This window comes from Streptomyces platensis (assembly GCF_008704855.1).
GTDB classification, from domain to species: domain Bacteria; phylum Actinomycetota; class Actinomycetes; order Streptomycetales; family Streptomycetaceae; genus Streptomyces; species Streptomyces platensis.
In genome coordinates, this window is sequence record NZ_CP023691.1 from 2,416,995 (window position 1) to 2,443,073 (window position 26,079).

Below are 26,079 nucleotides of genomic sequence, written 5' to 3' on the forward strand. Positions count from 1 at the left end.
GGGCCGTGCCTTACGGCGTCTCGCGGCCCCGTATTAGGCTGACGGATACACGCACTCGCGGGAGCCCGGACGTACCGGGCTGAGAGGGAGGCTGGCCGGCCTCCGACCGTACGAACCTGATCCGGGTCATGCCGGCGAAGGGAGGGGCTGAAAGATCATGCATCCACCTGCCACACCGACGGGACCGGCCGCGCCGCGTCCCGATGTGCTCGTTCTCGGCGGCGGCGTCATCGGCCTGGTCACCGCCTGGCGGGCGGCCGGCCGCGGGCTGACCGTCGCGCTGGCCGATCCCGCGCCCGGCGGCGGTGCGGCCCGGGTCGCGGCCGGGATGCTGGCCGCGGTCACCGAGCTCCACTACGGCGAGCAGACCCTGCTGGGCCTCAATCTCGCCTCGGCGCAGCGCTATCCGCGGTTCACCGAAGAGCTGGAGGAGGCCGCCGGGCAGCGGATCGGCTACCGGCGGTGCGGCACCCTGGCCGTCGCGCTGGACGCCGATGACCGCGCCCATCTGCGCGAGCTGCACGCGCTCCAGACCCGCTCCGGACTGGACTCGCAGTGGCTCACGGGGCGCGAGTGCCGCCGCCTGGAGCCGATGCTGGCCCCCGGGGTGCGCGGCGGGCTGCGGGTGGACGGCGATCATCAGGTCGATCCGCGGCGGCTGGTGAGCGCCCTGCTGGCCGCGTGTGAGCGCGCCGGCGTGGCGTTCCACCGGAGCGCGGCGGTCCGGCTGACGGTCGGCGGCGGGCGCGCCACGGGCGCCGAACTCGCCGACGGCACCCGGCTGTCGGCGGGTCAGGTCGTGCTGGCGGCGGGCAGCCACAGCGGCGGTCTCGCCGGTGTCCCCGACGAGGTGCTGCCGCCGGTGCGGCCGGTCAAGGGCCAGGTGCTGCGGCTGCGGCTGCCGGAGGTGCCCGCGGGCAGTCCCGCCTTCCTGTCGCGCACCGTACGGGCCGTCGTCCGCGGCGGTCCCCTCTACCTGGTGCCGCGGGAGAACGGCGAACTGGTCGTCGGCGCCACCAGCGAGGAGCTGGGCTGGGACACCACCGTGACCGCCGGCGGGGTCTACGAGCTGCTGCGGGATGCCCATGAGCTGGTCCCCGGCATCACCGAGCTGCCGCTGGTCGAGACCTGCGCCGGGCTGCGTCCCACCTCCCCCGACAACGCGCCGCTCCTGGGGCCGACCGCACTGCCCGGCCTCCACCTGGCCACCGGCCACTACCGCAACGGGGTGCTGCTGACGCCGGTCACCGGTGACGCGATGGCCGAGGTCCTGACCACCGGGAGCCTCCCCGAGGAGGCCCGCCCCTTCTCCCCCGCGCGCTTCTCCCCCGCCACCCCGGGGCCGGCACCCACCCGTGCCCCCGAGGAGCAGCCCGTATGAGCGAGCGCATCGAGCGAACCGTGAACAGGCGCGCGGGCGGCGAGGGCCGGCCCGCCGAACGAAGCGAGGCCGGCGCATGAGCGCGTCCACCGTGTCCGTGTCCGTCAACGGCGAGGCCCGTGAGATCCCCGGCGGACTCACCCTCGACCGGCTCGTCGCGACGCTGTCCCAGGCACCGGCCGGGGTGGCCGCGGCGGTCAACGAAGTCGTGGTGCCGCGCACCCAGTGGCCCACCACCCCGCTCGGCGACGGCGACCGCGTCGAGGTACTCACCGCGGTCCAGGGAGGCTGATCCGCAGACATGGCCGACGATCCGTTCACCCTTGCCGGCACCACCTTCGCGTCCCGTCTGATCATGGGGACCGGTGGCGCGCCCAGTCTCGACGTCATGGAGCGGGCGCTGCTCGCCTCCGGTACGGAGCTGACGACGGTCGCCATGCGGCGGCTGGATCCGACCGTGCAGGGCTCGGTGCTGTCCGTACTGGAGCGCCACAAGATCCGGGTGCTGCCGAACACCGCGGGCTGCTTCACCGCCGGCGAGGCGGTGCTCACCGCCCGGCTCGCCCGCGAGGCGCTCGGCACGGACTGGGTCAAGCTGGAGGTCGTCGCCGACGAGCGGACCCTGCTGCCCGACCCGATCGAGCTCCTCGACGCCGCCGAGACCCTGGTGGACGACGGTTTCACGGTGCTGCCCTATACGAACGACGACCCGGTGCTGGCCCGCAAGCTGGAGGACGTGGGCTGCGCCGCGATCATGCCGCTGGGCTCACCGATCGGCTCCGGCCTGGGCATCCGCAACCCGCACAACTTCCAGCTGATCACCGAGCGGGCCGCCGTCCCCGTCATCCTCGACGCGGGCGCCGGCACCGCCTCGGACGTCTCACTGGCCATGGAACTGGGCTGCGCGGCCGTCATGCTGGCATCCGCGGTCACCCGCGCCCAGGAACCGGAACTGATGGCCACAGCGATGCGACACGCGGTGACGGCGGGCCGCATGGCCCTTCGGGCCGGCCGCATCCCCCGTCGCCACTTCGCCGTGGCGTCCTCCCCGACGGATGGGGTGGCCGCCTTCGACCCTGAGCGTCCCGCTTTTTAGCCCCACGTTTTCGGCTTTCCCGCCGTAGGTGTTGCTCGCCGTTGCGCCTGCGGCGGGCGGGGTCCGCTGCGCGGGGCTGTGGGTGCGGTGACGGACCTCCGGGGCCGGTGTGTGGGACTGCTTCGCTTTACGTCCCACACACCGGCCCCTCCGGCCCGTCCCCTCCCGTGGGGGAGTGAGTACAGGTGGGTGGGGGCGGGCGCTGTGGCTGATTTCCCCCGATGACGAGGCGCGCCGGACCACTACGGTCAGCCCCACCGGCCTTCTTCCCCACCCCCAACGGGAGGGGACGGGCCGGAGCGGGTGGGGGTTTCCGGACGTAAAGCGAAGCAGTCCGGAAACCCCCACCCGCGCAGGCCCGTCACCGCACCCCGACAGCCCCGCGCAGCGGCAACGCCCGCCGCAGGCGCAACGGCGGGGAACCCGCAAACGTCGGCCGAGGCAAAGCGCAGCGGAACGGCGGGAAAGCAACAACGTAGGAATAGGCCATACACTCGTTTGCCGTGGATACGACCCTTCAGGACCCCCTAGTGGGTCAGCTGCTCGACGGCCGCTACCGCGTCCAGGCGCGCATCGCCGCAGGCGGTATGGCTACGGTCTACCAAGCCATGGACACCCGGCTGGACCGTCTGCTCGCGCTGAAGGTGATGCACCCGACGCTTGCGACGGACGGGGCGTTCGTCGACCGCTTCATCCGTGAGGCGAAGTCCGTGGCGCGGCTGTCGCATCCGAATGTGGTGGGCGTCTTCGATCAGGGCACGGACGGGACGTACGTCTATCTGGCGATGGAGTACGTCGCCGGTTGCACGCTGCGCGATGTGCTGCGCGAGCGGGGCGCCCTCCAGCCGCGGGCCGCGCTGGACGTCCTGGAGCCGATTCTGGCCGCTCTGGGGGCCGCGCACCGCGCCGGGCTGGTGCACCGGGACATGAAGCCGGAGAACGTCCTGATCGGCGATGACGGCCGGGTGAAGGTCGCCGACTTCGGTCTGGTGCGGGCGGTGGACACGCACACCACCGCCTCGACGGGCTCGGTCCTGGGGACCGTCTCGTATCTCGCCCCGGAGCAGATGGAGCACGGCACCGCGGACGCCCGGGTCGATGTCTACGCCTGCGGTGTGGTGCTCTACGAGATGCTGACCGGCGGCAAGCCGCACAACGGCGGCTCGGTGGCGCAGGTCCTCTACCAGCATCTGCACGAGGACGTGCTGCCGCCGTCGGGGCTGGTGCCCGGTCTCGCGCCGCAGCTGGACGAGCTGGTCGCGCTGGCCTGCGCCCGTGATCCGCAGCAGCGCCCGCAGGACGCGGTGGCGCTGCTGTACCGGGCACAGGAGGCCCGTGCGCAGCTGACGGACGCCCAGCTGGATGTCGTACCGCCGCAGGCCAAGGAGGTGCCCGCGGGCGGCCTCGGCGGCGGGGCGGGCGACGGCTCGGAGCGTACGGATGTGATACCCCGCCCCGAGGGCGTACAGCCGCCGCTGCCGGGGACGGACGAGGCGGAGCTGAACCGCACCAGCCGGCTGGAGGTGCCGCCGTCGGAGCAGACGACCCGGCTGCGTCCGGTCCGGGCATCCGAGGCGCCCGAGGCGCCCCGTGGCGGGCTCCTCCAGCGGCACAAGCTCGCCACGATCACCGCGGCGGTGCTGCTGCTCCTCGGAGCGGGCACCGGCGTCTGGTACATCAACTTCGGCCAGTTCACCACCGTCCCGGCGGTGCTGGACATGCCGCAGGCCAAGGCCGAGCGGACGCTGCGGGACGAGGGGCTGGGCGTGAAGGTGGTGCGCGGCTTCAGCTCGACTGTGGACCGCGGCCGGGTGATGAAGCTGGACCCGGCCAACGGCAAGCAGATCCGGGGGACGGGCACGGTCACGATCACCGTCTCCCGGGGCCCGAACATCGTCGCCGTCCCGGATCTGTCCGGCACCCCGGTCGCGGACGCCAAGCGCAAGCTGCGCGACCTCGGGCTGAAGCCGGGCACCGAGCGGAACGAGTTCAGCGACGAGGTGGCCAGGGGCTCGGTGATCCGTACGGACCCGGTCGCGGGCAGCAAGCGGCATCCCGATACGGCGGTGGGGCTGACCATCAGCCGGGGCGCCGAGATCGAGGTGCCCGGTGTGCTCGGCAGCAAGCGGGCGGACGCCGCCGAGACCCTGCGGGCGGCGGGCCTGCGGGTGCGCTTCGCCGACGAGCCGGTCTTCTCCACCCAGGACAAGGGCACCGTCGCCCGGCAGACACCGGCCGAGGGCCGCACGGTGGGCAAGGGCGAAACGGTCACCCTGACGCTGTCCAGGGGCCCGGAGATGGTCCCCGTCCCGGATGTCACCGGCAAGAGCGAAGAGGACGCCAAGACGCAGCTGTCGGATCTCGGCTTCCAGGTCGAGGTGGACAAGCCGTTCCTGTTCCCGCAGGACGAGGTCGAGTCGCAGTCCGTGGAGGCGGGCAAGAAGGCGCCGAAGGGCGGCACGATCACGATCAAGCTCAAGGGCGCGCTGTAACCTCCTGCCGCGCCGTGGCGGCCGTCCGGCGGACAGCGGCCACGGCGCACCTGGCACCCTGGGAGGGTGAGTACCTCCCCCTCCCAGAAGAGCGCCGAGCAGCGCGCCCGTGCCCGTAATCCGGTCGGCGGTCATGTGCCGGTGGCCGGCGGTCTGGCGAAGACCGGCATTCCGTACGCCCAGGAGATGGGCGACGAGGTCGTGCAGGTCTTCGTGGCCAATCCGCGCGGCTGGGCGACGGTCCCCGGCAACCCCGGCCAGGACGAGGCGTTCCGGGCGGCCTGTGCGCAGCAGGGGATTCCGGCGTACGTCCATGCGCCGTACCTGATCAACTTCGGTTCGCACACCGAGGCGACCGTCGAGAAGTCCGTGGCGTCGCTGCGGCACTCCCTGCGCCGCGGCCGGGAGATCGGGGCGCTCGGGGTGGTCGTGCACACCGGCTCGGCGACCGGCGGACGGGCCCGTGCGGTGGCGCTGGCGCAGGTCAGGGAGCAGATGCGGCCGCTGCTCGACGAGCTGACGCATCCGGACGACCCCTGGCTGCTGCTGGAGCCGACGGCGGGGCAGGGCGCGTCGCTGTGCGCGCGGGCCGAGGACCTCGGTCCGTATTTCGACGCGCTGGACCGGCACCCCAAGCTGGGGATCTGCCTCGACACCTGCCATGCGTTCGCCGCCGGGCACGACATGGCGGCGCCCGGCGGGATGAAGGCGCTGCTGGACGAGCTGGTGGACGTCACCGGCGAGGGCCGGCTGAAGCTGATCCACGCCAATGACTCCAAGGATGTGGCCGGCGCCCACAAGGACAGGCACGAGAACATCGGCGCAGGTCACATCGGTGCGGAGCCGTTCGGCGAACTGTTCGTCCATCCGGCGACGGCCGGCGTGCCGCTGGTCGTCGAGACGCCGGGCGGCAAGGAGGGCCATGCGGCGGACGTGGCCCGGCTCAAGGAGCTGCGCGCGCCCTGAGACCGCCGGCCGGGACCGCTACCTCGCGTTGGGGGTTTCCATGGAGCAGGCACCGCACGAGCACGGAACCGCAGCACCGGACACCGGCGCTGCGGCCGTCCCGCACGCCGCCGCCGGCCCGGCCGGCTGGGCGCCGGCCGCCCGGGCGACCCTGCACTGTCTGACCGGCTGTGCCATCGGCGAGATCCTCGGCATGGTGATCGGCACGGCGCTGGCCTGGCACAACGTCCCTACGATGATTCTGGCGATCGTGCTGGCCTTCGTCTTCGGCTATGCGCTCACCGTGCGCGGCGTCCTGGCGGCGGGCGTCGGCCTCCGGGCGGCGCTCCGGGTCGCGCTGGCCGCCGACACACTGTCCATCGCCGTCATGGAGCTGATCGACAACGGTTTGATCGTGCTCTGGCCGAGCGCCATGGATGCCCAGCTCTCGGACGCGCTGTTCTGGGGCACTCTGGCCGCGTCCCTGGTGCTCGCCTTCGTGGTGACCACGCCGGTCAACAAGTGGATGATCGGCCGGGGGAAGGGGCATGCGGTGGTGCACCGGTATCACTGATCACGGAGCCCGCCGGGTCACGGAAATCCGCCCCGGGGCCACGGCTCAGAGCTCGGGGCCGTCGCCGGGCTCTTCCTGGTACGAGTAGCGCTGCTCGCGCCACGGGTCGCCCAGGTTGTGATAGCCGCGTTCCTCCCAGAAGCCGCGGCGGTCGGCCCGCATGTATTCAATGCCGCGGACCCATTTCGGCCCTTTCCATGCGTACAGATGCGGCACGATCAGACGGACCGGGAATCCGTGCTCCGCGGTGAGGAGTTCACCGGAGCGATGGGTGGCGAAGAGGCAGTTCTCCGCCGCGAAATCCTCGATCCGCAAATTCGAACTGAAGCCGTACTCGGCCCACACCATGACATGGGTGGCATCGGGTGCCGGCGGCGCCAGCTCCAGGATCGTCCGGGTGCGTACCCCACCCCATTCGGCTCCCAGCATGCTGAATTTCGTCACGCAGTGCATATCCGCGACGACCGTGCTGTACGGCAGCGCCGTGAATTCCTCGTGCGACCAGCAGTGTTTCGCCCCGTCGGCGGTGGCGCCGAATGCCCGGAACTCCCAGCGTTCGGCGCGGAACTTCGGCACCGGCCCGTAATGCGTCACCGGCCAGCCCCGCTGGAGCCGCTGCCCCGGAGGCAGCTCGACAGGCTCCTCTTCGCGGCTTTCCGGCTGACCCATGCCTCCATGTTGTCAGACCGGAAGGGGTGCCGATGACCAGGGATGGGAGGGATTCGGGCAACTCGTACTAAGCATGCACTTACTGGACGCCTCACTCCGGGCGGTGCGAGGATGCGCGGCACCTGCCCAGTTCTCGCGTGGAAGGAGCCCGCTGCCATGCAGGGCGACCCCGAGGTCATCGAATTCCTCAACGAGCAGCTGACCGCCGAGCTGACCGCGATCAACCAGTACTTCCTGCACGCCAAGATGCAGGAGAACTTCGGCTGGACGAAGCTCGCGAAGTACACCCGCTCCGAGTCCTTCGACGAGATGAAGCACGCGGAGATCCTCACGGACCGGATTCTCTTCCTCGACGGTCTGCCGAATTACCAGCGGCTGTTCCATGTCCGGGTCGGCCAGACCGTCACCGAGATGTTCCAGGCCGACCGGCAGGTGGAGGTCGAGGCCATCGACCGGCTCAAGCGCGGTATCGAGCTCATGCGCAACAAGGGCGACATCACGTCGGCGAATATCTTCGAGGACATCCTCGCGGACGAAGAGCACCACATCGACTATCTCGACACCCAGCTGGAACTGATCGAGAAGCTAGGGGAAGCGCTCTACATCGCCCAGGTCATCGAGCAGCCGAGCTGAGCGAGCTGCCGGATGCCCGCGCTCCGCGGCGGCCCGGCCGGCAGGGGGAGATCGCCGGTGCCCCTGAGGGCTACGCGGCCCCCGAGAGCGCCGCGGGCGCCACTGCGCCCGCCTCCGCGGCCAGCGGCTCGGGCGCGCCGCTGTCGATGAGCTCCCGGCGGGGGCAGTCCCCACGGCCGAGCAGCGACTGGATACGGCGCACACAGCCGCCGCAGTCGGTGCCCGCCTTGCAGGCGGAGGCGATCTGGCGGGGCGTGCAGGCGCCCGTATCCGCGTGGTCGCGGACCTGCTGCTCGGTGATCCCGAAGCAAGAGCAGACGTACACGCGGTTCACCTCCGGTGGGATGCCCCACCGATCCGGCTGATCTTCAGTGAGGTAACCCTTACCTTACCTGGCCCGGCAGGGGCTACACAACGCAGTGGGGCGCGGATCACAGGATCCGCGCCCCACCTCTGCTATGTCCCTGACCGTCGGTGCAGGTCAGCGGCCGATCGCCTCACTGATCGCGGTACATCTCCGCCACCAGGAACGCCAGGTCGAGCGACTGGCTGCGGTTGAGCCGCGGGTCGCAGGCGGTCTCGTAGCGCTGGTGGAGGTCGTCGACGAAGATCTCGTCGCCGCCGCCCACGCACTCGGTGACATCGTCACCGGTGAGCTCGACGTGGATACCGCCCGGGTGCGTGCCGAGGCTCTTGTGGACCTCGAAGAAGCCCTTGACCTCGTCCAGCACATCGTCGAAGCGCCGGGTCTTGTGACCGGAGGCGGCCTCGAAGGTGTTGCCGTGCATCGGGTCGCAGATCCAGGCGACCTGCGCGCCGGAGGCAGTGACCTTCTCGACCAGCTCGGGGAGCTTGTCGCGGACCTTGTCCGCTCCCATGCGGGTGATGAAGGTCAGCCGGCCCGGCTCCCGCTCCGGGTCGAGGCGCTCGATGAGCGTCAGCGCGTCCTGCGCGGTGGTCGTCGGGCCGAGCTTGACGCCGATGGGGTTGCGGATGCGCGAGGCGAACTCGATGTGCGCACCGTCCAGCTGACGGGTGCGCTCGCCGATCCAGACCATGTGGCCCGAGACGTCGTAGAGGTTGCCGGTGCGCGAGTCGACGCGGGTCAGCGAGGACTCGTAGTCGAGGACCAGCGCCTCGTGGGAGGCGTAGAACTCGACGGTGCGGAACTCCTCCGGGTTGACCCCGCAGGCGTTCATGAAGTTCATCGCGCGGTCGATCTCGCGGGCCAGCGCCTCGTAGCGCTGTCCGGAGGGCGAGGACTTCACGAAGTCCTGGTTCCAGGCGTGCACCTGCCGCAGGTCGGCGTAGCCGCCGGTGGTGAAGGCGCGCACGAGGTTCAGGGTCGCCGCGGAGGCGTGGTACATCCGCTTCAGCCGCTGCGGGTCCGGGATCCGGGCCGCCTCGGTGAACTCGAAGCCGTTGACGGAGTCGCCGCGGTAGGTCGGCAGCGTCACCCCGTCGCGCGTCTCGGTGGGCTTGGAGCGCGGCTTGCTGTACTGGCCGGCGATCCGGCCGACCTTGACCACCGGGACGGACCCGGCGTAGGTCAGGACGGCGCCCATCTGGAGGAGCGTCTTGAGCTTGTTACGGATGTGCTCGGCGGATACGGCGTCGAAGGCCTCCGCGCAGTCGCCGCCCTGAAGCAGGAACGCCTCACCACGGGCGACCGCTCCCAGACGCTCGCGCAGCTGGTCGCACTCGCCCGCGAAGACGAGCGGCGGATAGGACTCGAGCTCCGCGATCACATCGCGCAGAGCCTCTTGGTCCGGCCAGTCAGGCTGCTGCGCCGCGGGCAGGTCTTGCCAGGTGTTGCCACCGGCGTGGGTTTCAGCGTTCACGGTCACAAGCCCCACATTACGGGGTCCCGGCGGACTGTCCGTCCCGGCATCCGGACTTTGAGACGCAGGGCACTCGGAGGGTCCGGTAAGGTGCCCTCCATGTGCACGCGACCTGCGATGAACAGCAACTGGTGGTGGACCGCTCATCCGGCGGCCCACTGATTCGCGCGCACATCCCACACTTCGCGAAGGCCGCCCGAGGGGCGGCCTTCAGCCTTTTCCGGCGGCCGTTCCTCCTCTCCTGGAAGGAACCCCCGCCATGCACCGCGAGCCCCCCGCCCCCGCCGCCGCGCTCGTCCAGCGGCTGCTCGACCCCGCGTGCCCGCCGTTCGCCCTGCTGTACCGCCGTACCCCGGGGCGGGAGGCCGCCTCCCCCGTCGTCGAGGTGCTGACCGGCGAGGTGACGGAGGTCGAGCGGCTGGCCGACATCCCGCTGGGCGAGGGCGTGCCGGACGCGCCGGTCACCGACGCGCTCGCGCTGATCCCGTTCCGGCAGATCCGCGAGCGCGGCTTCCGGGCCCATGACGATGGCGCCCCGCTGGCCGTGCTGCGCCCACGGGAGACCGCCGAGCTGCCCCTGGACGACATATTCGCGGCGCTGCCCGCCCATGACGTGCGGGTGACGGACGGGGCGTTCGACGTGGACGACGACGCCTACGCCGGGATCGTCGGGCGGGTGGTCCGGGACGAGATCGGCACCGGCGAGGGCGCGAACTTCGTCATCCGCCGGACGTTCGAGGGCGAGATCGCGGACTTCTCGGCGGCCGACGCGCTGGCGCTGTTCCGGCGGCTGCTGGCCGGTGAGCGCGGCGCGTACTGGACGTATGTGGTGCACCGCCCGGGGGTGCACACGCTGGTCGGCGCCAGCCCCGAGGTGCACGTCCGGGCCTCCGGCGGGACGGTCGTGATGAATCCGATCAGCGGCACCTACCGCTACCCGGAGGGCGGCCCCACCGCCGAGAGCCTGCTGGCGTTCCTCGGCGACCGCAAGGAGGTCGAGGAGCTGTCCATGGTGGTGGACGAGGAGCTGAAGATGATGTGCACCGTCGGCGACAAGGGCGGTGTGGTGGTCGGGCCACGGCTCAAGGAGATGGCGCATCTCGCGCACACCGAGTACGAGCTGCGCGGCCGGTCCACCCTCGATGTCCGCGAGGTGCTCCGGGAGACGATGTTCGCCGCGACGGTCACCGGGTCGCCGGTGCAGAACGCCTGCCGGGTGATCGAGCGGCACGAGCCGGTGGACGCCGACGGCCGGGGGCGCGGCTACTACGCGGGGGCGCTGGCGCTGATCGGGCGGGACACCGGCGGGGCGCAGACACTGGACTCGCCGATCCTGATCCGGACCGCCGACATCTCCGCCGGGGGGCGGCTGCGGGTGCCGGTCGGTGCCACGCTCGTGCGCGGCTCCGACCCGTACGGCGAGGTCGCCGAGACGCACGCCAAGGCCGCGGGGGTGCTGAGCGCGCTGGGTGTGCGGCCGGCGCCCGCGCGACCGGCGGACGGGGGGCGGCCGCCGCGGCTGGCCGACGACCCGCGGGTGCGGGCCGCGCTGGACGCCCGCCGGGCCGATCTGGCGCCGTTCTGGCTGCGGATGCAGACCACCGCGCCCACCGCCGAGCTGAGCGGACACGCCCTGGTCATCGACGCGGAGGACACCTTCACCGCGATGCTGGCGCATCTGCTGCGCACCTCGGGGCTGACCGTCACCGTGCGCCGCTTCGACGAACCGGGGCTGCGCGCGGCCGCCCGTGCGCACCAGGGGCCGGTGGTGCTGGGCCCGGGGCCGGGCGATCCGTCCGACGCCGCCGACCCCAAGATGCGCTTTCTGCGGTCGCTGACCGCCGAGCTGGTCGCGGGGCACCGGCACGGTCTTCTCGGGGTCTGCCTCGGGCATGAACTCCTCGCCGCGGAGCTGGGGTTGGAGATCGTCCGCAAGGAGGTGCCCTTCCAGGGCGCGCAGGAGCGGATCGAGTTCTTCGGGCGCGAGGAGACGGTGGGCTTCTACAACACCTTCACGGCCCGCTGCGATGACACCACCGCGGCCGAACTGGCGATGCACCGCGTGGAGTTGAGCCGGGATGCGGCCACCGGTGAGGTGCATGCGCTGCGCGGTCCGGGCTTCGCCGGGGTGCAGTTCCACCCGGAGTCGGTGCTGACCCTGGACGGTGCCTCGGTCACGGCGCAGCTTTTGGCAGCTGTCCTCGTGTGACCAGCATGTTCTCGTTGGTGCGGTGGGCCAGGTAGTCCTCGACGTTGGCCACGGTGGCCTCGATGATCTGGCCCACCGCGTCCTGGGTGAAGTACGCCTGGTGCGAGGTGACCAGCACATTCCCGAAGGTCATCAGGCGGGCGAGGGTGTCGTCGCTGATGATGTCCAGGGACTTGTCGAAGAAGAAGAACGCGGCCTCCTCCTCGTAGACGTCCAGGCCGACACCGGTGAGCCGGCCGGCCTTGAGCGTGTCGACGAGGGCCGCGGTGTCGACCAGCCCGCCGCGGCTGGTGTTGATCAGGATCGCGTCGTCCTTCATCGCGGCCAGCGCGGCGGCGTCGACGAGATGCCGGGTGTCGTCGGTCAGCGGGAGGTGCAGGGAGACGAGATCCGCCTCGGCGAACAGCCGCTCCCGGGCCACGTACTTCATGCCGAGTTCCACGCAATGCGGGTTCTCGGCGAGGTCCCAGCCCAGCAGATTCATGCCGAAGCCATGGGCGATCCGGGTGAAGGCCGTGCCGATCCTGCCGGTGCCGAGCACCCCCGCCGTACGCCCGCGCAGATCGCGGCCCATCAGGCCGTCCAGCCGGAAGTCGAAGTTACGGGTGCGGTTCGTGGCCCGGATCAGCCGCCGGTCGACGGCCAGCGCCAGCGCCCAGGCGAATTCGGCGACCGCGTGCGGAGAGTAGTGGGCGACCCGGCCGACGCTCATCCCGAGGTCGGCCGCGGCCTCCAGATCGATGTTGTTGAAGCCGGTGGAGCGCTGGGCGATCATCTTCGTCCCGCCGGCCGCGAGGGTCTGGAGGACGTCCGCGCCCAGATCGGCGCTGACGCTGGAACTGACGATCTCGTAGCCGCGGGCGATGGGGGCGGTGTCGCGGTTGAGGAAGACATCGAGGCTGCGGACCTGGTGGCGGCCGGCGAAGGCCCGCTCCAGATACGGCTGCTCATCCGTCTGCACGCCGAAGGCGACGATCTCCACGAGTTCTCCCGGGTGCTTCCGCCGGTTCAGAATCTCCCGCCCATGAGCGATAGGCCGGATAGGTCGCGTATGGCGAATATACGGCCCATCGCCCGGAGGTGCCGCCCGGAGTGCCGGACGGCGGCGGGAACGGTGAGCGGCCGGGCTCAGCGGCCGGGCTCAGCCGAAGAACACCCCGGCCTCGGCGTACAGCGCCGGGTCCACGGTCTTCAGCTTGGCGGTGGCTTCCGCGATCGGCACCCGGACGATGTCCGTGCCGCGCAGCGCGACCATCTTGCCGAAGTCGCCGTCGCGCACCGCGTCGATGGCGTGCAGCCCGAAGCGGGTGGCCAGCCAGCGGTCGAAGGCGCTCGGGGTGCCGCCGCGCTGGGTGTGCCCGAGGACCGTCGTCCGCGCCTCCTTGCCGGTCCGCGCCTCGATCTCCTTGGCCAGCCACTCCCCCACACCGGACAGCCGGACGTGTCCGAAGGAGTCCGTGGAGTCGTCCTTCAGGACCATCTGTCCGTCCTTGGGCATCGCGCCCTCGGCGACGACCACGATCGGGGCGTAGCGGACCTTGAAGCGGGAGTCGATCCAGCGGCAGACCTGCTCGATGTCGAAGCGCTGCTCCGGGATGAGGATGACGTTCGCCCCGCCGGCGAGACCGGAGTGCAGCGCGATCCAGCCGGCGTGCCGGCCCATCACCTCGACGACCAGGACCCGCATATGGGATTCGGCGGTGGTGTGCAGCCGGTCGATGGCTTCGGTGGCGACGCCGACGGCGGTGTCGAAGCCGAAGGTGTAGTCCGTGGCCGACAGATCGTTGTCGATGGTCTTGGGGACGCCGACACAGGGGACGGCGTACTCGTCGGAGAGCCGGGCGGCGACGCCGAGGGTGTCCTCGCCGCCGATCGTGATCAGCGCCCCGATCTCGTGCTTGGCGAGCGTCTCCTTGATCCGGCGGACGCCGTCGTTCTCCTTGAAAGGGTTGGTCCGCGAGGAGCCGAGGACGGTGCCGCCCCGCGGCAGGATGCCGCGCACCGCCGGGATGTCCAGCGGCAGGGTGTCGCCTTCCATCGGCCCGCGCCAGCCGTCGCGGAAGCCGACGAACTCGTATCCGTACTCCTGGGTGCCCTTGCGGACGATGCCCCTGATCACCGCGTTCAGACCCGGGCAGTCGCCGCCGCCGGTCAGTACTCCGACCCGCATCGCTGCTTCACCTACATCCCGTCAGTGGCCGCACGCACACGGCCGGATTCGATCCGACCCCGGTCACGCTAATGGTGATCTGGGTCACTCAGGTATGGGACAAACGGGGATGCCGGTGATTTATCCGGAAGTTGGGACGAGGCGTTCACCCGTACGAGCGGACCGCATCCGGCCGCGGCCGGTCCGGCCGGGGAACGCGCCGGTCACGCCTCGTCGAGACCGCGCTCGATCGCGTACCGCACCAGCTCCACGCGATTGTGCAACTGGAGCTTGCCGAGGGTGTTCTGGACGTGGTTCTGCACCGTGCGGTGCGAGATCACCAGGCGTTCGGCGATCTGCTTGTACGAGAGTCCCTTGGCGACCAGCCGCAGCACCTCGGTCTCCCGGTCCGTCAGCTGCGGTGCGCCCGGCTCGTCCGGCGTCGCCGGGGCCGGTTCGGTCGCCAGCCTGCGGTACTCACCGAGCACCAGACCGGCCAGGCCCGGGGTGAACACCGCGTCGCCGGCGGCCGTGCGGCGCACCGCGTCCAGCAGCTCCGCCGTGCTCGCCGACTTCAGCAGATAGCCGGTCGCCCCGGACTTGACCGCTTCCAGGACATCGGCGTGCTCACCGCTGGCGGACAGCACCAGCACCCGCAGCGCCGGATTGGTGCCGACCAGTTCCTTGCACACCCGCACGCCGGGCAGCTCCGGCAGATTGAGGTCCAGGACCAGCACATCGGGCGAGGCGGCCTGCGCCCGGCGCACCGCCTGGAGGCCGTCACCGGCCGTCGCGACCACGTCGAACCCGGCCTCCGCCAGATCCCGCGCGACCGCGTCCCGCCACATGGGGTGGTCGTCGACCACCATGACCCGCAGGGCCTTCTGCTCGCTCATGCCGACACCGCCCCGCGCGGCCCCGTCCCGCTCCGTGCTGCTCACGCTCTCGCCTTCCCCCGCCTTCCGCCCTCGGGCGCCGTGCCCTTGGGGACCGTCAACTCCACTTCCGTGCCCTGGCCCGGGACCGAGACCCACTCCGCGGTGCCGCCCAGGTCCCGCAGCCGGCCGCGGATCGACAGGGCCACCCCCATCCGGCCCTCGCGCTCGGCGTCCGCGAGCCGGCCCTCGGGAATGCCGGGGCCGTCGTCGCGGACCGTCACGATCACCGCCTGCGGCTCGTCCTCCACCAGGATCCACGCGCGGGCCTCGCCCCCCGCATGCACCCGCACATTGTCCAGCGCCGCACTGACAGCGGCCGCGAGCTCGGCCGCCGCGGCGGCCGGCAGCACGACCGGGGCACCGGGCTCGGAGAACGTCACCCCGGCACCCGCGAAGGGCGCGAGCAACGCCCGGACGTCACACGGCCCGTCACCGGCCGGGTCCGGTACCGGTCCAGTCGGGGCAGCGGCATCCAGGTCGTCCGGCTCGCTCCCGTCGGCCGGGTGCGGCACGGTCCCCGCCGCACCGTCCGGTCCGCCCCCGCGCGGCGGCGACACCAGCCCGCCGGCGACCAGGGTCCGCAGCGCGACCTCCTGCTCCCCGGCCATCCGGCCCAGTTCGGCCGCCTCGCCGCCGATCTCGGTACCGCGCCGCTGCACCATCGCCAGCACCTGGAGCACGCTGTCGTGGATGTCGCGGGCCAGCCGCTCGCGCTCCCGGGTGGCCGCCTCGATCTGGAGGGCGCGCGCGAGGGTGCGCTCACTGGAGCGGGCCACCTCGACGACATAGCCGATGCCGACGCTGGCCACCCACACCAGCACCACGTTGTGGACCGTGTCGCGGGCCAGCTCCTGGCGTTCGACCAGGTTGGCCACCGCCACGAAGCTGGAAGCCACCGCGGCCCAGCGCCAGCCGCCCTTGATCGCGAAGCCCAGGACGGCACCCGCCGTCCAGATGGAGGGCAGCGTCGGCGCACCGTCCATGATGCGGGCGTGGCTGTCGACCAGCGGGGTGAGCAGGATGCCGCCGACCGCGAAGCCGAGGTCGGCGAGCAGGAAGTGCCGGGTGCAGCGCTCCGCGGAGGTGGTCCGGCGCCAGGTCAGCACCATCCAGATGGTGAGCGCGCCCATATAGGCGGCGGCGCCCAGCGGGTGGTCGTACTTGCGGTACGAGAGCCCGACCAGGCACAGGGTGTAGACGAGGGTCAGGATGCGGTAGCCGGTGAGCGCGCGCCACAGCGGCAGCTCGACGGACATCCGCACCACCGGCGGCGGCTTGTGCCTGCCCCTGGCGGCCAGGCCGCCGCGCACGGTCCGTGTCTCCGTATCCGTCATTGCCGGCCCCCACCCCTCGCCGGGCGCCCCCGCGCCCGGCCTCGGCTCTGCCCGTCTATTCGGCGGCTGCCTTCTTGGCCTGCTCCGCCTCGGCCTGCTGCTTCGCCTCGGCCTTCGCGGCCTCGGCGATCTGCCGCTTGGCCGCGGTCGCGTAGATGTCGACGTACTCCTGGCCGGACAGCTTCATGATCTCGTACATGACCTCGTCGGTGACCGACCGCAGGATGAAGCGGTCGCCCTCCATGCCCTGGTAACGGGTGAAGTCCAGCGGCTTGCCGATACGGATGCCCGGCCGGATCATCTTCGGCACGATCTTGCCCGGCGGCTGCACCTTCTCGGTGTCGATCATCGCCACGGGGATGACCGGCGCGCCGGTGGCCAGCGCCACCCGGGCCAGCCCGCCCGGCTTGCCGCGGTAGAGCCGGCCGTCCGGGGAGCGGGTGCCCTCCGGGTAGATGCCGAACAGCTCACCGCGTTCCAGGACCTCGATACCGCTCTTGATCGCCGCCTCGCCCGCGCCGCGGCCGCCGGAGCGGTCGACCGGCAGCTGACCCACGCCCTTGAAGAACGCGGCGGTCAGCTTGCCCTTGACGCCCGGGGAGGTGAAGTACTCGGACTTGGCGATGAAGGTGACCTTGCGGTCGAGCACCGCGGGCAGGAAGAAGGAGTCCGAGAAGGACAGATGGTTGCTCGCGAGGATCGCCGGACCCTCGGCGGGGATGTTCTCGATGCCTTCCACCCAGGGCCTGAAGGCAAGCTTCAGCGACCCGCCGATGGAAAACTTCATTGCGCCGTAGATCAACCGACTGCCTCCTGTGTGTGACGCAAAGACCTTAACCTGCCCCGGTGACGCACTCGCGCCGCGGCCGCCGCCGGACCTACCCGCTTGCCGTCACTTTGCGTACCCTGAGGTAACTCGCCAGCCCCTCATCGATCGGAGACCCCCGGTGCCGCTCCTTCCCGGAGCCGAGCCGTTCCGCCGTGACGGCGGAGAGGTCGGCGTCCTTGTGTGCCACGGCTTCACCGGCTCCCCCCAGTCCGTCCGCCCCTGGGCGGAATACCTGGCCGACCGGGGACTGACGGTCGCCCTCCCGCTGCTGCCCGGTCACGGCACCCGCTGGCAGGACATGCAGATCACCACCTGGCAGGACTGGTACGCCGAGGTCGACCGCGAGCTGCGCGCGCTGACCGAGCGCTGCTCCAAGGTCTTCGTCTGCGGCCTGTCGATGGGCGGTGCGCTGGCGCTGCGGCTGGCCGCCAAGCACGGCGAGGCGATCAGCGGGGTGGCGGTGGTCAACCCGGCCAACAAGCTCCATGACGCGGCCGCCCCGCTGCTCCCGGTGCTGCGGTATCTCGTACGGACCACTAAGGGCGTGGTCAGCGACATCGCCAAGCCCGGCGCCCAGGAGGTCGGCTACGAGCGGGTGCCGCTGCACGCCGCGGATTCGCTGCGCCGGTTCTTCGGGCGGGTCGACTCCGAACTCCCGGGCGTCACCCAGCCGTTGCTGGTGATGACCAGCCCGCAGGACCATGTCGTACCGGCCGCGGACTCCGAGCGGATTCTCGCCCGGGTCTCCTCCACGGATGTGCGGCAGACGCTGCTGGAGCGCAGCTACCACGTCGCGACGCTGGACCACGACGCCGAGCAGATCTTCCGGGACACCTTCGCCTTCATCGCCCGGCTCGCGCCGGAGGCGGCGGACGCGGCGCAGGAGGGGACGGCGGCCAGTGGCGGAGCGTAGCCCCGGCGACCCCCGGGACCCGCTGGACGAAGAGGCCGCCTGGGCCGAGATCGTGGCGGGCTACGGCGAGCAGCCGTCGTTCCCCGCGGGCGGCGGTGACGGCGGGGCCGGGAAGGCCGAGGCGGCTGATGAGGACGGCGCGGCCGAGAATTCCGAGGCCGCCGCCCCGGCCGAAACGGCCGGGAAGGACGGCACCGGAGCCACGGACGGCACCGGCGACGCCGCGCGGCCGGGCAGCTTCGTGGTCTTCGCGCCGGGTGTCGGCCCCCGCGACTGGAAGACCGCCGAGGCGTCCGACGACGACTTCGACGAGAGCGACGAGGGCCACTTCACCCCGCCCGAGCCGCCCCCGCTGCCGAAGGCCGACGTCACCGCCAAGTTCGCCTGGCTCGCGGTCATCGGCGGCCCGCTGCTGCTGGTCGCCATGGTGCTGCTCCAGCAGCCGGTGACGTGGTGGATCACGGTCCTGGGCGTCGGTGGCTTCCTCGGCGGCTTCGCCACCCTGGTGGCCCGGATGAAGGACGACGACGAGGACGACAACGACCTGCCGGGCAGCGGCGCGGTGGTGTGAGTCAGCCGCCGGCCGGCACCCGCAGGGCGGCCAGCACCGGCAGATGATCCGTGGCGGCCCGGAGGTCGGCCTCCCGTACCCCCGCCAGCCCGTGCGGCACACCGCAGCCCAGCACCTCCACACCCGCCGTGGTGAAGATCGCGTCGATCCGCTGATGCGGGTCGTGCGGTGTGGAGGTGAACTCCCCGCCCCACGGTTTCGCCGCCCAGGCGTCCGTGAGCGCCCCCGCCAGCCGCCGGAAGCTGCGGCCCTCCGGCCGGTCGTTGAGGTCACCCCCGGCGACGGCGTACGGCACGTCCAGGGCGGCCAGCCGCTCCAGCAGCAGCCCGGCCTGCTCGTAGCGCTCCCGGTCGGCGAGGCTGAGGTGGCAGCTGAGCACGCCGAGCCGGGCCCCGCCGATCCGGACCACGGCGAGCGCGAAACCACGCTGGTGCAGCCCGGGCGTGCGGGGCAGCAGCACCTCCTCCGTACGCTCCACATGGGCGCGCAGGGTGGACAGGATCATCGGGCCCGCGGTCGTCCCGCCACCGCTGACGTACACCAGACCGGCCGCGCGGGCCAGCTTCTCGGCGGCCTTGCGCCAGCGGAAGAACCGCGGTGCCTCCTGGACCAGCACGAGATCGGGCTCGCAGGCCCGGATCACCCGGGCCAGTGCCGCCCGGTCGTCGCGCAGCGAACGGATGTTGTAGCTGAGCACCCGGATCACGGCCGCACCGCCGCGTCCTGACGGCCCGGCGGCGGGGCCGGGTTCGGTGGCGGAGGCGGGGAGCGAGATCACGGCGGCAGGTCCTCTCACCGGGAGGGTCACGCGGGCCAAGATAGAGCACCGCCCGCCGCTCCCCCACGGGGCGCGACGGACGGTGCCGTACGGATGAGGGGGCGCCGCGCGCCCGGGGCGGGTCAGCCCTGGCGCGCCAGGTCGGCCGCGCCGACCAGACCGGCCTTGCCGCCGAGCTGGGCCGCGAGCACCTGTGCGTGCGGCCGCCACTGGTTGCCGACCAGCCAGCGGCGGAAGGACTTGCGGATCGGCTCCAGGACCAGTTCGCCCTCGTCCGAGACGCCGCCGCCGACGATGAACGCGGACGGGTCGAAGAGCGAGGCGAGGTCGGCGAGCCCGGCGCCGGCCCAGCGGGCCAGTTCGCGGAACGAGTCGATGGCGACCGGGTCGCCCTGGCGGGCGGCCTCGCTCACGTGCCGGCCCTGGATGCCCTCGGAGGTGCCGTCGCCGAGGGACAGCAGGATCTGGGCGTTCTCGGGGGTGGCGAAGGCGCGCTGACGGGCGTAGCGCAGCAGGGCGCGGCCGGAGGCGTACTGCTCCCAGCAGCCCTGGTTGCCGCAGCCGCACAGCAGACCGTCGGGGACGACCCGGATGTGCCCGAATTCCGCGGCGACGCCGAAGCGGCCACGGCGCAGCTTGTTGCCGATGATGATGCCGCCGCCGAGGCCGGTGCCGAGGGTGATGCAGATGACGTCGCTGTGGCCCTGGCCGGCGCCGAACTTGTACTCGCCCCAGGCCGCCGCGTTGGCGTCGTTCTCGACCACCACGGGGAGGCCGACGCGCTGTTCGACCTTGTCCTTGAGCGGTTCGTGGCGCCAGTCGATGTTCGGTGCGAACAGGACCGTCGCCCGCTTCTCGTCGACATAGCCGGCGGCACCGATGCCGACGGCCTCGACATGATGGCCCGCGCCGACGGTGCGTACCGCCTCCGCGATGGCTTCGGTCAGCGCATCGGTGGCATGCGGAGTCGGCACCTGGCACGTCTCAAGGATCGAGCCCTCTTCGTCGACCACGCCGGCCGCGATCTTCGTGCCGCCGATGTCGACGCCGATGGTGAGTCCCATGTGTCCCTCAGTTTTTCGCTCGAACCCCGCCGGGACCCACCGTACCGGAGGCCGGGGTGCCGCCCGCGTTCTTCGGGCTGTAGGGGTGGGGACACCCCCTGTACACCGGCGGCCCGGGGGCCTCAGTCGAGGTCGATCCGCTCGGTGCCGGTGGGGCCGTCGTCGTCGCGCGGATCGTCCTCGCGGCCGGCGGCGGGCCGGTCGTCGAGGTCCTCACGGGTCCAGCGGCGCTCGCTGCCCTCGACGGCGGAGCGGTAGGCGGCGAGCAGCTCGGAGCCGGCCGCGGCGAGGTGGTCGAAGATGTCGGGGTTGCGCTCGATGACCGGCTCGACGGCCGCCTTGGCCTGCTTGAACAGCTGGTTGACGGCGCCCTGTGCGGCGATCCCGCCGAGCGCGCCGGGCAGCTGGATACCGGCGAGCTTGTCGGTCACCGCCTCCGCGAGCTTGCGCAGTTCCTCGGCGGCGCTGCCCGGCTGCGGGCCGTGGGCGGCGCGGTGCCGGGCCTTCTCGGCCGCGAGGTCCTCGGCGCAGGCGGTCGACCAGGCGTCGGCGTCGGGCTCGGCCTGGCGGTCGGCGGGGCGCTCGGTGGCATCACTCATGGGGAACTCCGTGACTCCTGCTGCGAGGCGGTACGGCGAAGCAGTGCGGGACGGGCACGTCGGGGCGGGGCCCACCCTCGACGTTACCCGAACGGTGGTAGCGGGTTCAGTCGCTCTTGGGCCACAGATCCGGATCCGGGGTGAAGCGGATCTCCAGGGCGCCGTCGTGCAGTCCGGCACCGGAGACGGTGCAGCGGCGCAGCGCGGAGGGCAGCGTACGGATCCGCCGGAAGCGGCCTACGGTGACCACGATCTCGTCGCCGCGGCGCACCAGGCCGAGGCCCCGGCGTTCGGCGCCGGGCAGCGGCACCCGCCAGACCAGGATGCCGTCGGTGGCCAGCCGGTCCTCGACGGCCCAGGGGTCGGGGCGGGGTCCGCCGGCGGGCTCGTCCACGCCGGTCTCGCCCGCCGGGCCGCCGAGCAACTCGTCGAGCTCGTCGACGCCCTGGGGGTCCCGGCCCAGGTGGGGCACCTCATGGACGGGGAGGTCGGGGAACTCCTCGCGCAGCGCCTTGAGGGCCGTCTGCTGGCTGCCGGAGAGCGCGGCGAGGAACGGGTCGGCGGAGCCGGTGGGCAGCAGCCGGTTGACGACCAGGCCGTCGGTGCGCCGGCCGTGCAGCGCGAGTCCGGCGCGGATGCTGCGCAGCGTGGCGGCGGCGACCGGGCCGGCCTCGGTGACCAGGCGTACGGAGGTGCCGGGGTCGTCGATCGTGCGCTGGACGGCGGCGAGTTCGGTCTCCCAGCGCTCGGCGGCCTCGTACAGCTTCTGGGCGGGCATCGGGACGCCGGCCAGCTGGGCGAGCACCGGGCGCAGCGCCCGGGCCGCCTGCCGCTCGGGCGGCAGCAGCCGGCGCAGATAGCGGCGCACCTGGGCCGGCAGGGCGAGCAGCCGGATGGTCTCGGCGGCCGGGGGCATGTCGACGACGACCAGGTCCCAGTCGTCCGAGGCGTGTGCGCCGCGCAGCGCGTGCAGCAGCGCAAAGTCCTCGGAGCCGGGGAGTTCGGTGAGCTCGTCCTCGTCGAGAGGGGCGGCGCCGAGCAGGTCGAGGGCGGCGCCGGCGCGCTCCTGGAAGGCGAGGAATTCCTGGCGGAACCGGTCGCCGGGGTCGATACGTCGGGCGTGCAGACCGGCGGCTATCGGGGTGGGCACGTCGGCGCCGAGGGGCGTGCCCAGCACCGTTTCCGGTGCGCTGCTCCCCGTGGTGAGCAGCAGGGCCCGCTCGCCCCGGCGGGCGCCGGCCAGGGCGGTCGCGGCGGCGAGCGTGGTGCGGCCCGCACCGCCGGTGCCCGTGACGAGGACGATGCGCACGCTCAGAGCTTCTTGGCCTCGTCGGCGGGCGTCTGCGGGCCGTCGTGGCCGCTCTCGACGCGCTTCTTCAGCCCGGCCAGCGCCCGGTCGATGATGACCTTCTCGGCCTTGCGCTTGATCATCCCGAGCATCGGGATCTTGACGTCGACGGTGAGCTGGTAGGTCACCTCGGTGCGTACGCCGTTGCCGAGCGCGGAGAGCTGGTAGGAGCCGTCGAGGGCGCGCAGCATCTGGGACTTGACCAGGGACCAGCTGACCTCGTTCTCGCCGGTCCAGGTGTAGGCGAGGGTGTGGTCGTCCTTGATCGCCCCGGCGTCCAGCAGCAGGCGCACCTGCTCGGCGCGGCCGCGGTCGTCCTTGGCGAGCACCTCTGCCTCTTTGACCTCTCCGGTCCATTCCGGGTAGCGGTCAAAGTCGGCGATCACTCCCATCACTTCGGCGGGTGCCGCCTCGATCGTGATGCTCGAGCTGGTGTGTTCGGCCATCGCCGTGACTCCTCCATGCCGATTCATGTCGGTCCGCCGACTTGCTGAAACGCGGTGTCTCTGCTGCTGAAGGCTACCGCGCGGGGGAACGCGGGCGGACACCAGCAGGCCCGGAACGAACGGGGCGGGGCGGCCGGCCGGCCCGCTCCCCGGGCTCACGACCAGAGGCGTCCGGGTTCACCACTCCAGGACATAGGGCGTCCCGGTCGCGTTGAAGTGGCCGACATTGACGCATTCCGTGCCCTCGATCCGGGCCCGGCGGACCAGCGGCTGGTGCACATGGCCGAAGAGGGAGTAGCGCGGCCGGGTGGTGCGGATGGCGTGCAGCAGGGCCGCGCTGCCGCGCTCGAAGCGGCGGGCGACGGTGTCGTAGCAGAGCTCGGGGACGTCGGGCGGGATATGGGTGCACAGCACGTCCACCTCGCCGACCGCCTCGATCTTGGCGGCGTACTCCTCGTCGCTGATCTCGTAGGGCGTGCGCATGGGGGTGGTCAGGCCGCCGCCGACGAACCCGAAGACCCGGCCGCCGATCTCCACCCGCTGGCCGTCCAGGACGGTGGTGCCCGGTCCGGCGTACTCGGGCCACAGGCGCGGTATGTCGACGTTGCCGTAGGTGGCGTACGTGGGATTCGGGAAGGCGGCGAAGAGTTCGGCGTACTGCCGGCGGACCGCGCCCTCGATGGCCGACTCCCGGCTCACGCCCGTACGGTCCAGCTCGCCCCACAGCCGGCGGCCCAGGGCGCGGGCCTCCTCGAAGCGGCGGGCGGTGCGCAGTTCGACCACCGCGTCGGCGTTCGCGACGCCGAAGAGCTCGGGGAAGATGCCGCGCGAGTGGTCGGCATAGTCGAGGAAAAGGACCAGGTCACCGAGGCAGATCAGGGCATCGGCGCCGGCTCCGGCCGCCGCGAGGTCGCGGCTGTTGCCGTGTACGTCACTGACCACATGCACACGCATGGCGTCACCCTAGATTGCCCGCGCGGCCGACGGGAGACGGGGCCCCGGAGCCGGAGTTACTTTCGGGTCACCTACCCATTGGTCTAGTCTGCGCGGGTCAGGCCCCATGGCGTGTCCCGCAGCGTGTGACGCATCGAACATCTGGCCGTTCCCCCCTATCCCAACTGCGATACCGATGGGTAACGTCCGGGCAGTCCAATCCCCCCTGCACGATCGTGGACCGCCGCCGGTGCAGCACACAGCGTCGTGGCGCCGGCGCTTTTGAGGAGCAGCAGTCTTGCGCGAGTTCAGCCTTCCGGCCCTGTACGAGGTCCCCGCGGACGGCAACCTGACGGATCTCATCCGCCGAAATGCCGCGCAGCACCCGGATGTTGCCGTCATGGGACGCAAGGTGAACGGAGCGTGGCAGGACGTCACCGCCGCCACCTTCCTCGCCGAGGTCCGCGCCGCCGCCAAAGGCCTGATCGCCGCCGGGGTCAAGCCCGGCGACCGGGTCGGTCTGATGTCGCGCACCCGTTATGAGTGGACACTGCTGGACTTCGCCATCTGGAGCGCCGGCGCGATCACCGTCCCCGTGTACGAGACCAGTTCCGCCGAGCAGATCCAGTGGATCCTCGGTGACTCCGGTGCGGTGGCCTGCCTGGTGGAGTCCCCCACCCATGAGGCGACCGTCGAGTCGGTCCGCGACCGGCTGCCCGAGCTGGAGAACATCTGGCAGATCGAACGGGACGCCATCGCCCGGCTCCAGGCCGCGGGCGCCGATATCTCCGACGACGAGGTGGAGGCGCGCAGCGCGCTCGCCGACGCGGACTCGCCCGCGACCATCGTCTACACCTCCGGCACCACCGGCCGCCCCAAGGGCTGTGTGCTCAGCCACCGCAGCTTCTTCGCCGAGTGCGGCAACATCGTCGAGCGGCTGCGGCCGCTGTTCCGCACCGGCGAGTCCTCGGTGCTCCTCTTCCTCCCCATCGCGCATGTCTTCGGCCGGCTGGTGCAGGTCGCCGCGGTGATGGCGCCCATCAAGCTGGGCCACGCCCCCGACATCAAGAACCTCACCGACGACCTCGCCTCCTTCCGGCCGAAGCTGGTCCTGGGTGTGCCGCGGGTCTTCGAGAAGGTCTACAACTCGGCGCGGGCCAAGGCGCAGGCCGACGGCAAGGGCAAGATCTTCGACAAGGCGGCGGACGTCGCGATCGCCTACAGCCGCGCGCTGGAGACCCCGTCGGGCCCGGCGTTCGGTCTGAAGCTGAAGTACAAGGTCTTCGACCGGCTCGTCTACGGCAAGCTGCGCGCCGTCCTCGGCGGCCGCGCCACCCACGCCATCTCCGGCGGCGCCCCGCTCGGTGAACGGCTGGGCCACTTCTACCGCGGCATCGGCTTCACCGTCCTGGAGGGCTACGGCCTGACGGAGTCCTGTGCAGCCACCGCCTTCAACCCGTGGGACCGGCAGAAGATCGGCACCGTCGGCCAGCCGCTGCCCGGCTCGGTCGTGCGGATCGCCGACGACGGCGAGGTGCTGCTGCACGGCGAGCACCTGTTCACCGAGTACTGGAACAACCCGTCGGCCACCAAGGAGGCGCTGTCCGACGGCTGGTTCCACACCGGCGACCTCGGCACCCTCGACGAGGACGGCTACCTCGCCATCACCGGCCGCAAGAAGGAGATCCTGGTCACCGCGGGCGGCAAGAACGTCGCCCCGGCCGTGATCGAGGACCGGATCCGGGCGCACGCCCTGATCGCCGAGTGCATGGTCGTCGGCGACGGCCGGCCGTTCATCGGCGCGCTGGTCACCCTCGACGAGGAGTTCCTGCCCCGCTGGGCCGAGGAGCACGGACACCCGGCCGGGGTGACACCGGCTCAGCTCGCCGACGACCCGGAGCTGCTGGCCGCCGTTCAGCGCGCGGTCGACGACGGCAACGCGGCCGTCTCCAAGGCCGAGTCGGTGCGCAAGTTCCGCATCCTGCCGACCCAGTTCACCGAGGAGTCGGGCCATGTCACGCCCTCGCTGAAGCTCAAGCGGAACGTGGTCGCCAAGGACTTCGCGGAGGACATCGAGGCGCTCTACCGCGCGTAGGGCGTGTCTTTCGGATCACCCCGGGGCCGCGGCGTCTGGCACGGCACCTCGCGGCGTTGTCGCCTCACCCGAGTACGCCCAGTACGCGGCAGAGGCTCCGCCTTGCGATGCACCGCACCAGACGCCGCGGCCTGATCCGGGCTGATCCAAAAGACACGCCCTGGGGCCGGCCCCCGCCGGGCCGTTCGGCTCCGGAAGCCGCCGTCGTGGCCACCCGCCACGGCGGCGGTTTTTCGTGCGCT

At 71.8% G+C, this 26,079-nt stretch carries 25 protein-coding genes and 1 riboswitch; of the genes, 11 read left to right on the forward strand and 14 right to left on the reverse strand.

The annotated features are described in order from the left end of the window. Positions 1-47: 47 nt before the first annotated feature. Positions 48-160, forward strand: a riboswitch (TPP riboswitch). The 6 genes from thiO (at position 158) to CP981_RS10490 (ending at position 6,488) form a co-directional block, all read left to right on the forward strand. Further along, a complete protein-coding gene (gene thiO, locus CP981_RS10465; RefSeq protein ID WP_208852921.1) occupies positions 158-1,381 on the forward strand; it encodes a glycine oxidase ThiO in 1,224 nt (407 codons plus the stop codon). (Overlaps the previous riboswitch by 3 nt.) A 76-nt stretch (positions 1,382-1,457) precedes the next feature. Further along, a complete protein-coding gene (gene thiS, locus CP981_RS10470; protein ID WP_085927269.1) occupies positions 1,458-1,673 on the forward strand; it encodes a sulfur carrier protein ThiS in 216 nt (71 codons plus the stop codon). 9 nt (positions 1,674-1,682) lie between these two features. Continuing rightward, a complete protein-coding gene (locus tag CP981_RS10475; protein ID WP_085927270.1) occupies positions 1,683-2,477 on the forward strand; it encodes a thiazole synthase in 795 nt (264 codons plus the stop codon). A 503-nt stretch (positions 2,478-2,980) separates the two neighbouring features. After that, positions 2,981-4,969: a Stk1 family PASTA domain-containing Ser/Thr kinase gene (pknB, locus tag CP981_RS10480; RefSeq protein ID WP_244329611.1), complete on the forward strand. Its 1,989-nt coding sequence runs from the start codon at positions 2,981-2,983 to the stop codon at positions 4,967-4,969. Between the two features lie 66 nt (positions 4,970-5,035). Then, positions 5,036-5,935: a deoxyribonuclease IV gene (locus tag CP981_RS10485; RefSeq protein WP_085927272.1), complete on the forward strand. Its 900-nt coding sequence runs from the start codon at positions 5,036-5,038 to the stop codon at positions 5,933-5,935. 40 nt (positions 5,936-5,975) lie between these two features. Then, a complete protein-coding gene (locus CP981_RS10490; RefSeq protein ID WP_085927273.1) occupies positions 5,976-6,488 on the forward strand; it encodes a DUF4396 domain-containing protein in 513 nt (170 codons plus the stop codon). A gap of 45 nt (positions 6,489-6,533) precedes the next feature. Here the strand turns inward: CP981_RS10490 and CP981_RS10495 are convergent, their stop codons facing one another. After that, positions 6,534-7,157 carry a sulfite oxidase-like oxidoreductase gene (locus CP981_RS10495; RefSeq protein WP_085927274.1) on the reverse strand — a complete coding sequence of 208 codons (624 nt, stop codon included), beginning with the start codon at positions 7,155-7,157 and terminating at the stop codon, positions 6,534-6,536. 156 nt (positions 7,158-7,313) lie between these two features. Here CP981_RS10495 and bfr point away from each other — a divergent pair, with 156 nt between their 5' ends. Then, positions 7,314-7,790 carry a bacterioferritin gene (gene bfr / locus CP981_RS10500; protein WP_085927275.1) on the forward strand — a complete coding sequence of 159 codons (477 nt, stop codon included), beginning with the start codon at positions 7,314-7,316 and terminating at the stop codon, positions 7,788-7,790. A gap of 70 nt (positions 7,791-7,860) precedes the next feature. On the opposite strand, the gene CP981_RS10505 is transcribed toward bfr, so the two are convergent. Together CP981_RS10505 and CP981_RS10510 are read right to left on the reverse strand one after the other, a co-directional pair. After that, on the reverse strand, positions 7,861-8,115 hold the full coding sequence (locus tag CP981_RS10505; protein ID WP_167536079.1) for a (2Fe-2S)-binding protein: 255 nt from the start codon (positions 8,113-8,115) through the stop codon (positions 7,861-7,863). Positions 8,116-8,287: 172 nt separating this feature from the next. Continuing rightward, a complete protein-coding gene (locus CP981_RS10510; RefSeq protein ID WP_190146092.1) occupies positions 8,288-9,631 on the reverse strand; it encodes a class II 3-deoxy-7-phosphoheptulonate synthase in 1,344 nt (447 codons plus the stop codon). A 259-nt stretch (positions 9,632-9,890) separates the two neighbouring features. On the opposite strand from CP981_RS10510, the gene CP981_RS10515 reads away from it, so the two are divergent. Then, positions 9,891-11,840 carry an anthranilate synthase family protein gene (locus tag CP981_RS10515; protein ID WP_085927278.1) on the forward strand — a complete coding sequence of 650 codons (1,950 nt, stop codon included), beginning with the start codon at positions 9,891-9,893 and terminating at the stop codon, positions 11,838-11,840. Here CP981_RS10515 and CP981_RS10520 read toward each other — a convergent pair. The 5 genes from CP981_RS10520 to CP981_RS10540 all read right to left on the reverse strand — a co-directional run bounded on the left by CP981_RS10520 (position 11,806) and on the right by CP981_RS10540 (position 17,048). Continuing rightward, the gene (locus CP981_RS10520; RefSeq protein WP_085927279.1) at positions 11,806-12,822 is read right to left on the reverse strand and encodes a 2-hydroxyacid dehydrogenase; all 1,017 of its coding nucleotides are present in this window, start codon (positions 12,820-12,822) and stop codon (positions 11,806-11,808) included. The genes CP981_RS10515 and CP981_RS10520 overlap by 35 nt on opposite strands. Positions 12,823-12,981: 159 nt before the next feature. After that, a complete protein-coding gene (locus CP981_RS10525; protein ID WP_085927280.1) occupies positions 12,982-14,010 on the reverse strand; it encodes a 6-phosphofructokinase in 1,029 nt (342 codons plus the stop codon). Positions 14,011-14,213: 203 nt separating this feature from the next. After that, positions 14,214-14,885: a response regulator gene (locus CP981_RS10530; protein ID WP_085927304.1), complete on the reverse strand. Its 672-nt coding sequence runs from the start codon at positions 14,883-14,885 to the stop codon at positions 14,214-14,216. 41 nt (positions 14,886-14,926) lie between these two features. Then, complete coding sequence (gene macS, locus CP981_RS10535; protein ID WP_425282120.1) at positions 14,927-16,261, reverse strand: MacS family sensor histidine kinase; 1,335 nt, start codon at positions 16,259-16,261, stop codon at positions 14,927-14,929. A gap of 55 nt (positions 16,262-16,316) precedes the next feature. Continuing rightward, complete coding sequence (locus tag CP981_RS10540; RefSeq protein WP_042161973.1) at positions 16,317-17,048, reverse strand: lysophospholipid acyltransferase family protein; 732 nt, start codon at positions 17,046-17,048, stop codon at positions 16,317-16,319. Positions 17,049-17,208: 160 nt separating this feature from the next. Between CP981_RS10540 and CP981_RS10545 the strand changes: the two genes are divergently transcribed. Then, on the forward strand, positions 17,209-18,003 hold the full coding sequence (locus CP981_RS10545) for an alpha/beta hydrolase (RefSeq protein WP_085927281.1): 795 nt from the start codon (positions 17,209-17,211) through the stop codon (positions 18,001-18,003). Then, complete coding sequence (locus CP981_RS10550) at positions 17,990-18,574, forward strand: hypothetical protein (protein WP_085927282.1); 585 nt, start codon at positions 17,990-17,992, stop codon at positions 18,572-18,574. The genes CP981_RS10545 and CP981_RS10550 overlap by 14 nt, the downstream gene beginning before the upstream one ends. Position 18,575: 1 nt before the next feature. Here CP981_RS10550 and CP981_RS10555 read toward each other — a convergent pair whose 3' ends face one another. The 6 genes from CP981_RS10555 to CP981_RS10580 form a co-directional block, all read right to left on the reverse strand. Next, complete coding sequence (locus CP981_RS10555) at positions 18,576-19,352, reverse strand: endonuclease/exonuclease/phosphatase family protein (protein WP_425282121.1); 777 nt, start codon at positions 19,350-19,352, stop codon at positions 18,576-18,578. 122 nt (positions 19,353-19,474) lie between these two features. Then, entirely contained in the window at positions 19,475-20,416 is a 942-nt protein-coding gene (locus CP981_RS10560; protein WP_085927283.1) for an ROK family glucokinase, read from the reverse strand. A gap of 122 nt (positions 20,417-20,538) precedes the next feature. Beyond that, positions 20,539-21,015 carry a DUF5304 domain-containing protein gene (locus CP981_RS10565; RefSeq protein ID WP_085927284.1) on the reverse strand — a complete coding sequence of 159 codons (477 nt, stop codon included), beginning with the start codon at positions 21,013-21,015 and terminating at the stop codon, positions 20,539-20,541. A gap of 106 nt (positions 21,016-21,121) precedes the next feature. Beyond that, complete coding sequence (locus CP981_RS10570; RefSeq protein ID WP_085927285.1) at positions 21,122-22,324, reverse strand: ArsA family ATPase; 1,203 nt, start codon at positions 22,322-22,324, stop codon at positions 21,122-21,124. A 2-nt stretch (positions 22,325-22,326) separates the two neighbouring features. Next, a complete protein-coding gene (locus tag CP981_RS10575; protein WP_085927286.1) occupies positions 22,327-22,809 on the reverse strand; it encodes an SRPBCC family protein in 483 nt (160 codons plus the stop codon). Positions 22,810-22,986: 177 nt separating this feature from the next. Continuing rightward, the gene (locus CP981_RS10580; protein ID WP_085927287.1) at positions 22,987-23,763 is read right to left on the reverse strand and encodes a metallophosphoesterase family protein; all 777 of its coding nucleotides are present in this window, start codon (positions 23,761-23,763) and stop codon (positions 22,987-22,989) included. Positions 23,764-24,040: 277 nt separating this feature from the next. On the opposite strand from CP981_RS10580, the gene CP981_RS10585 reads away from it, so the two are divergent. After that, positions 24,041-25,837 (forward strand): AMP-dependent synthetase/ligase, encoded by a 1,797-nt coding sequence (locus CP981_RS10585; protein ID WP_085927288.1) that lies wholly within the window; start codon positions 24,041-24,043, stop codon positions 25,835-25,837. The last annotated feature ends 242 nt before the right edge of the window (positions 25,838-26,079 follow it).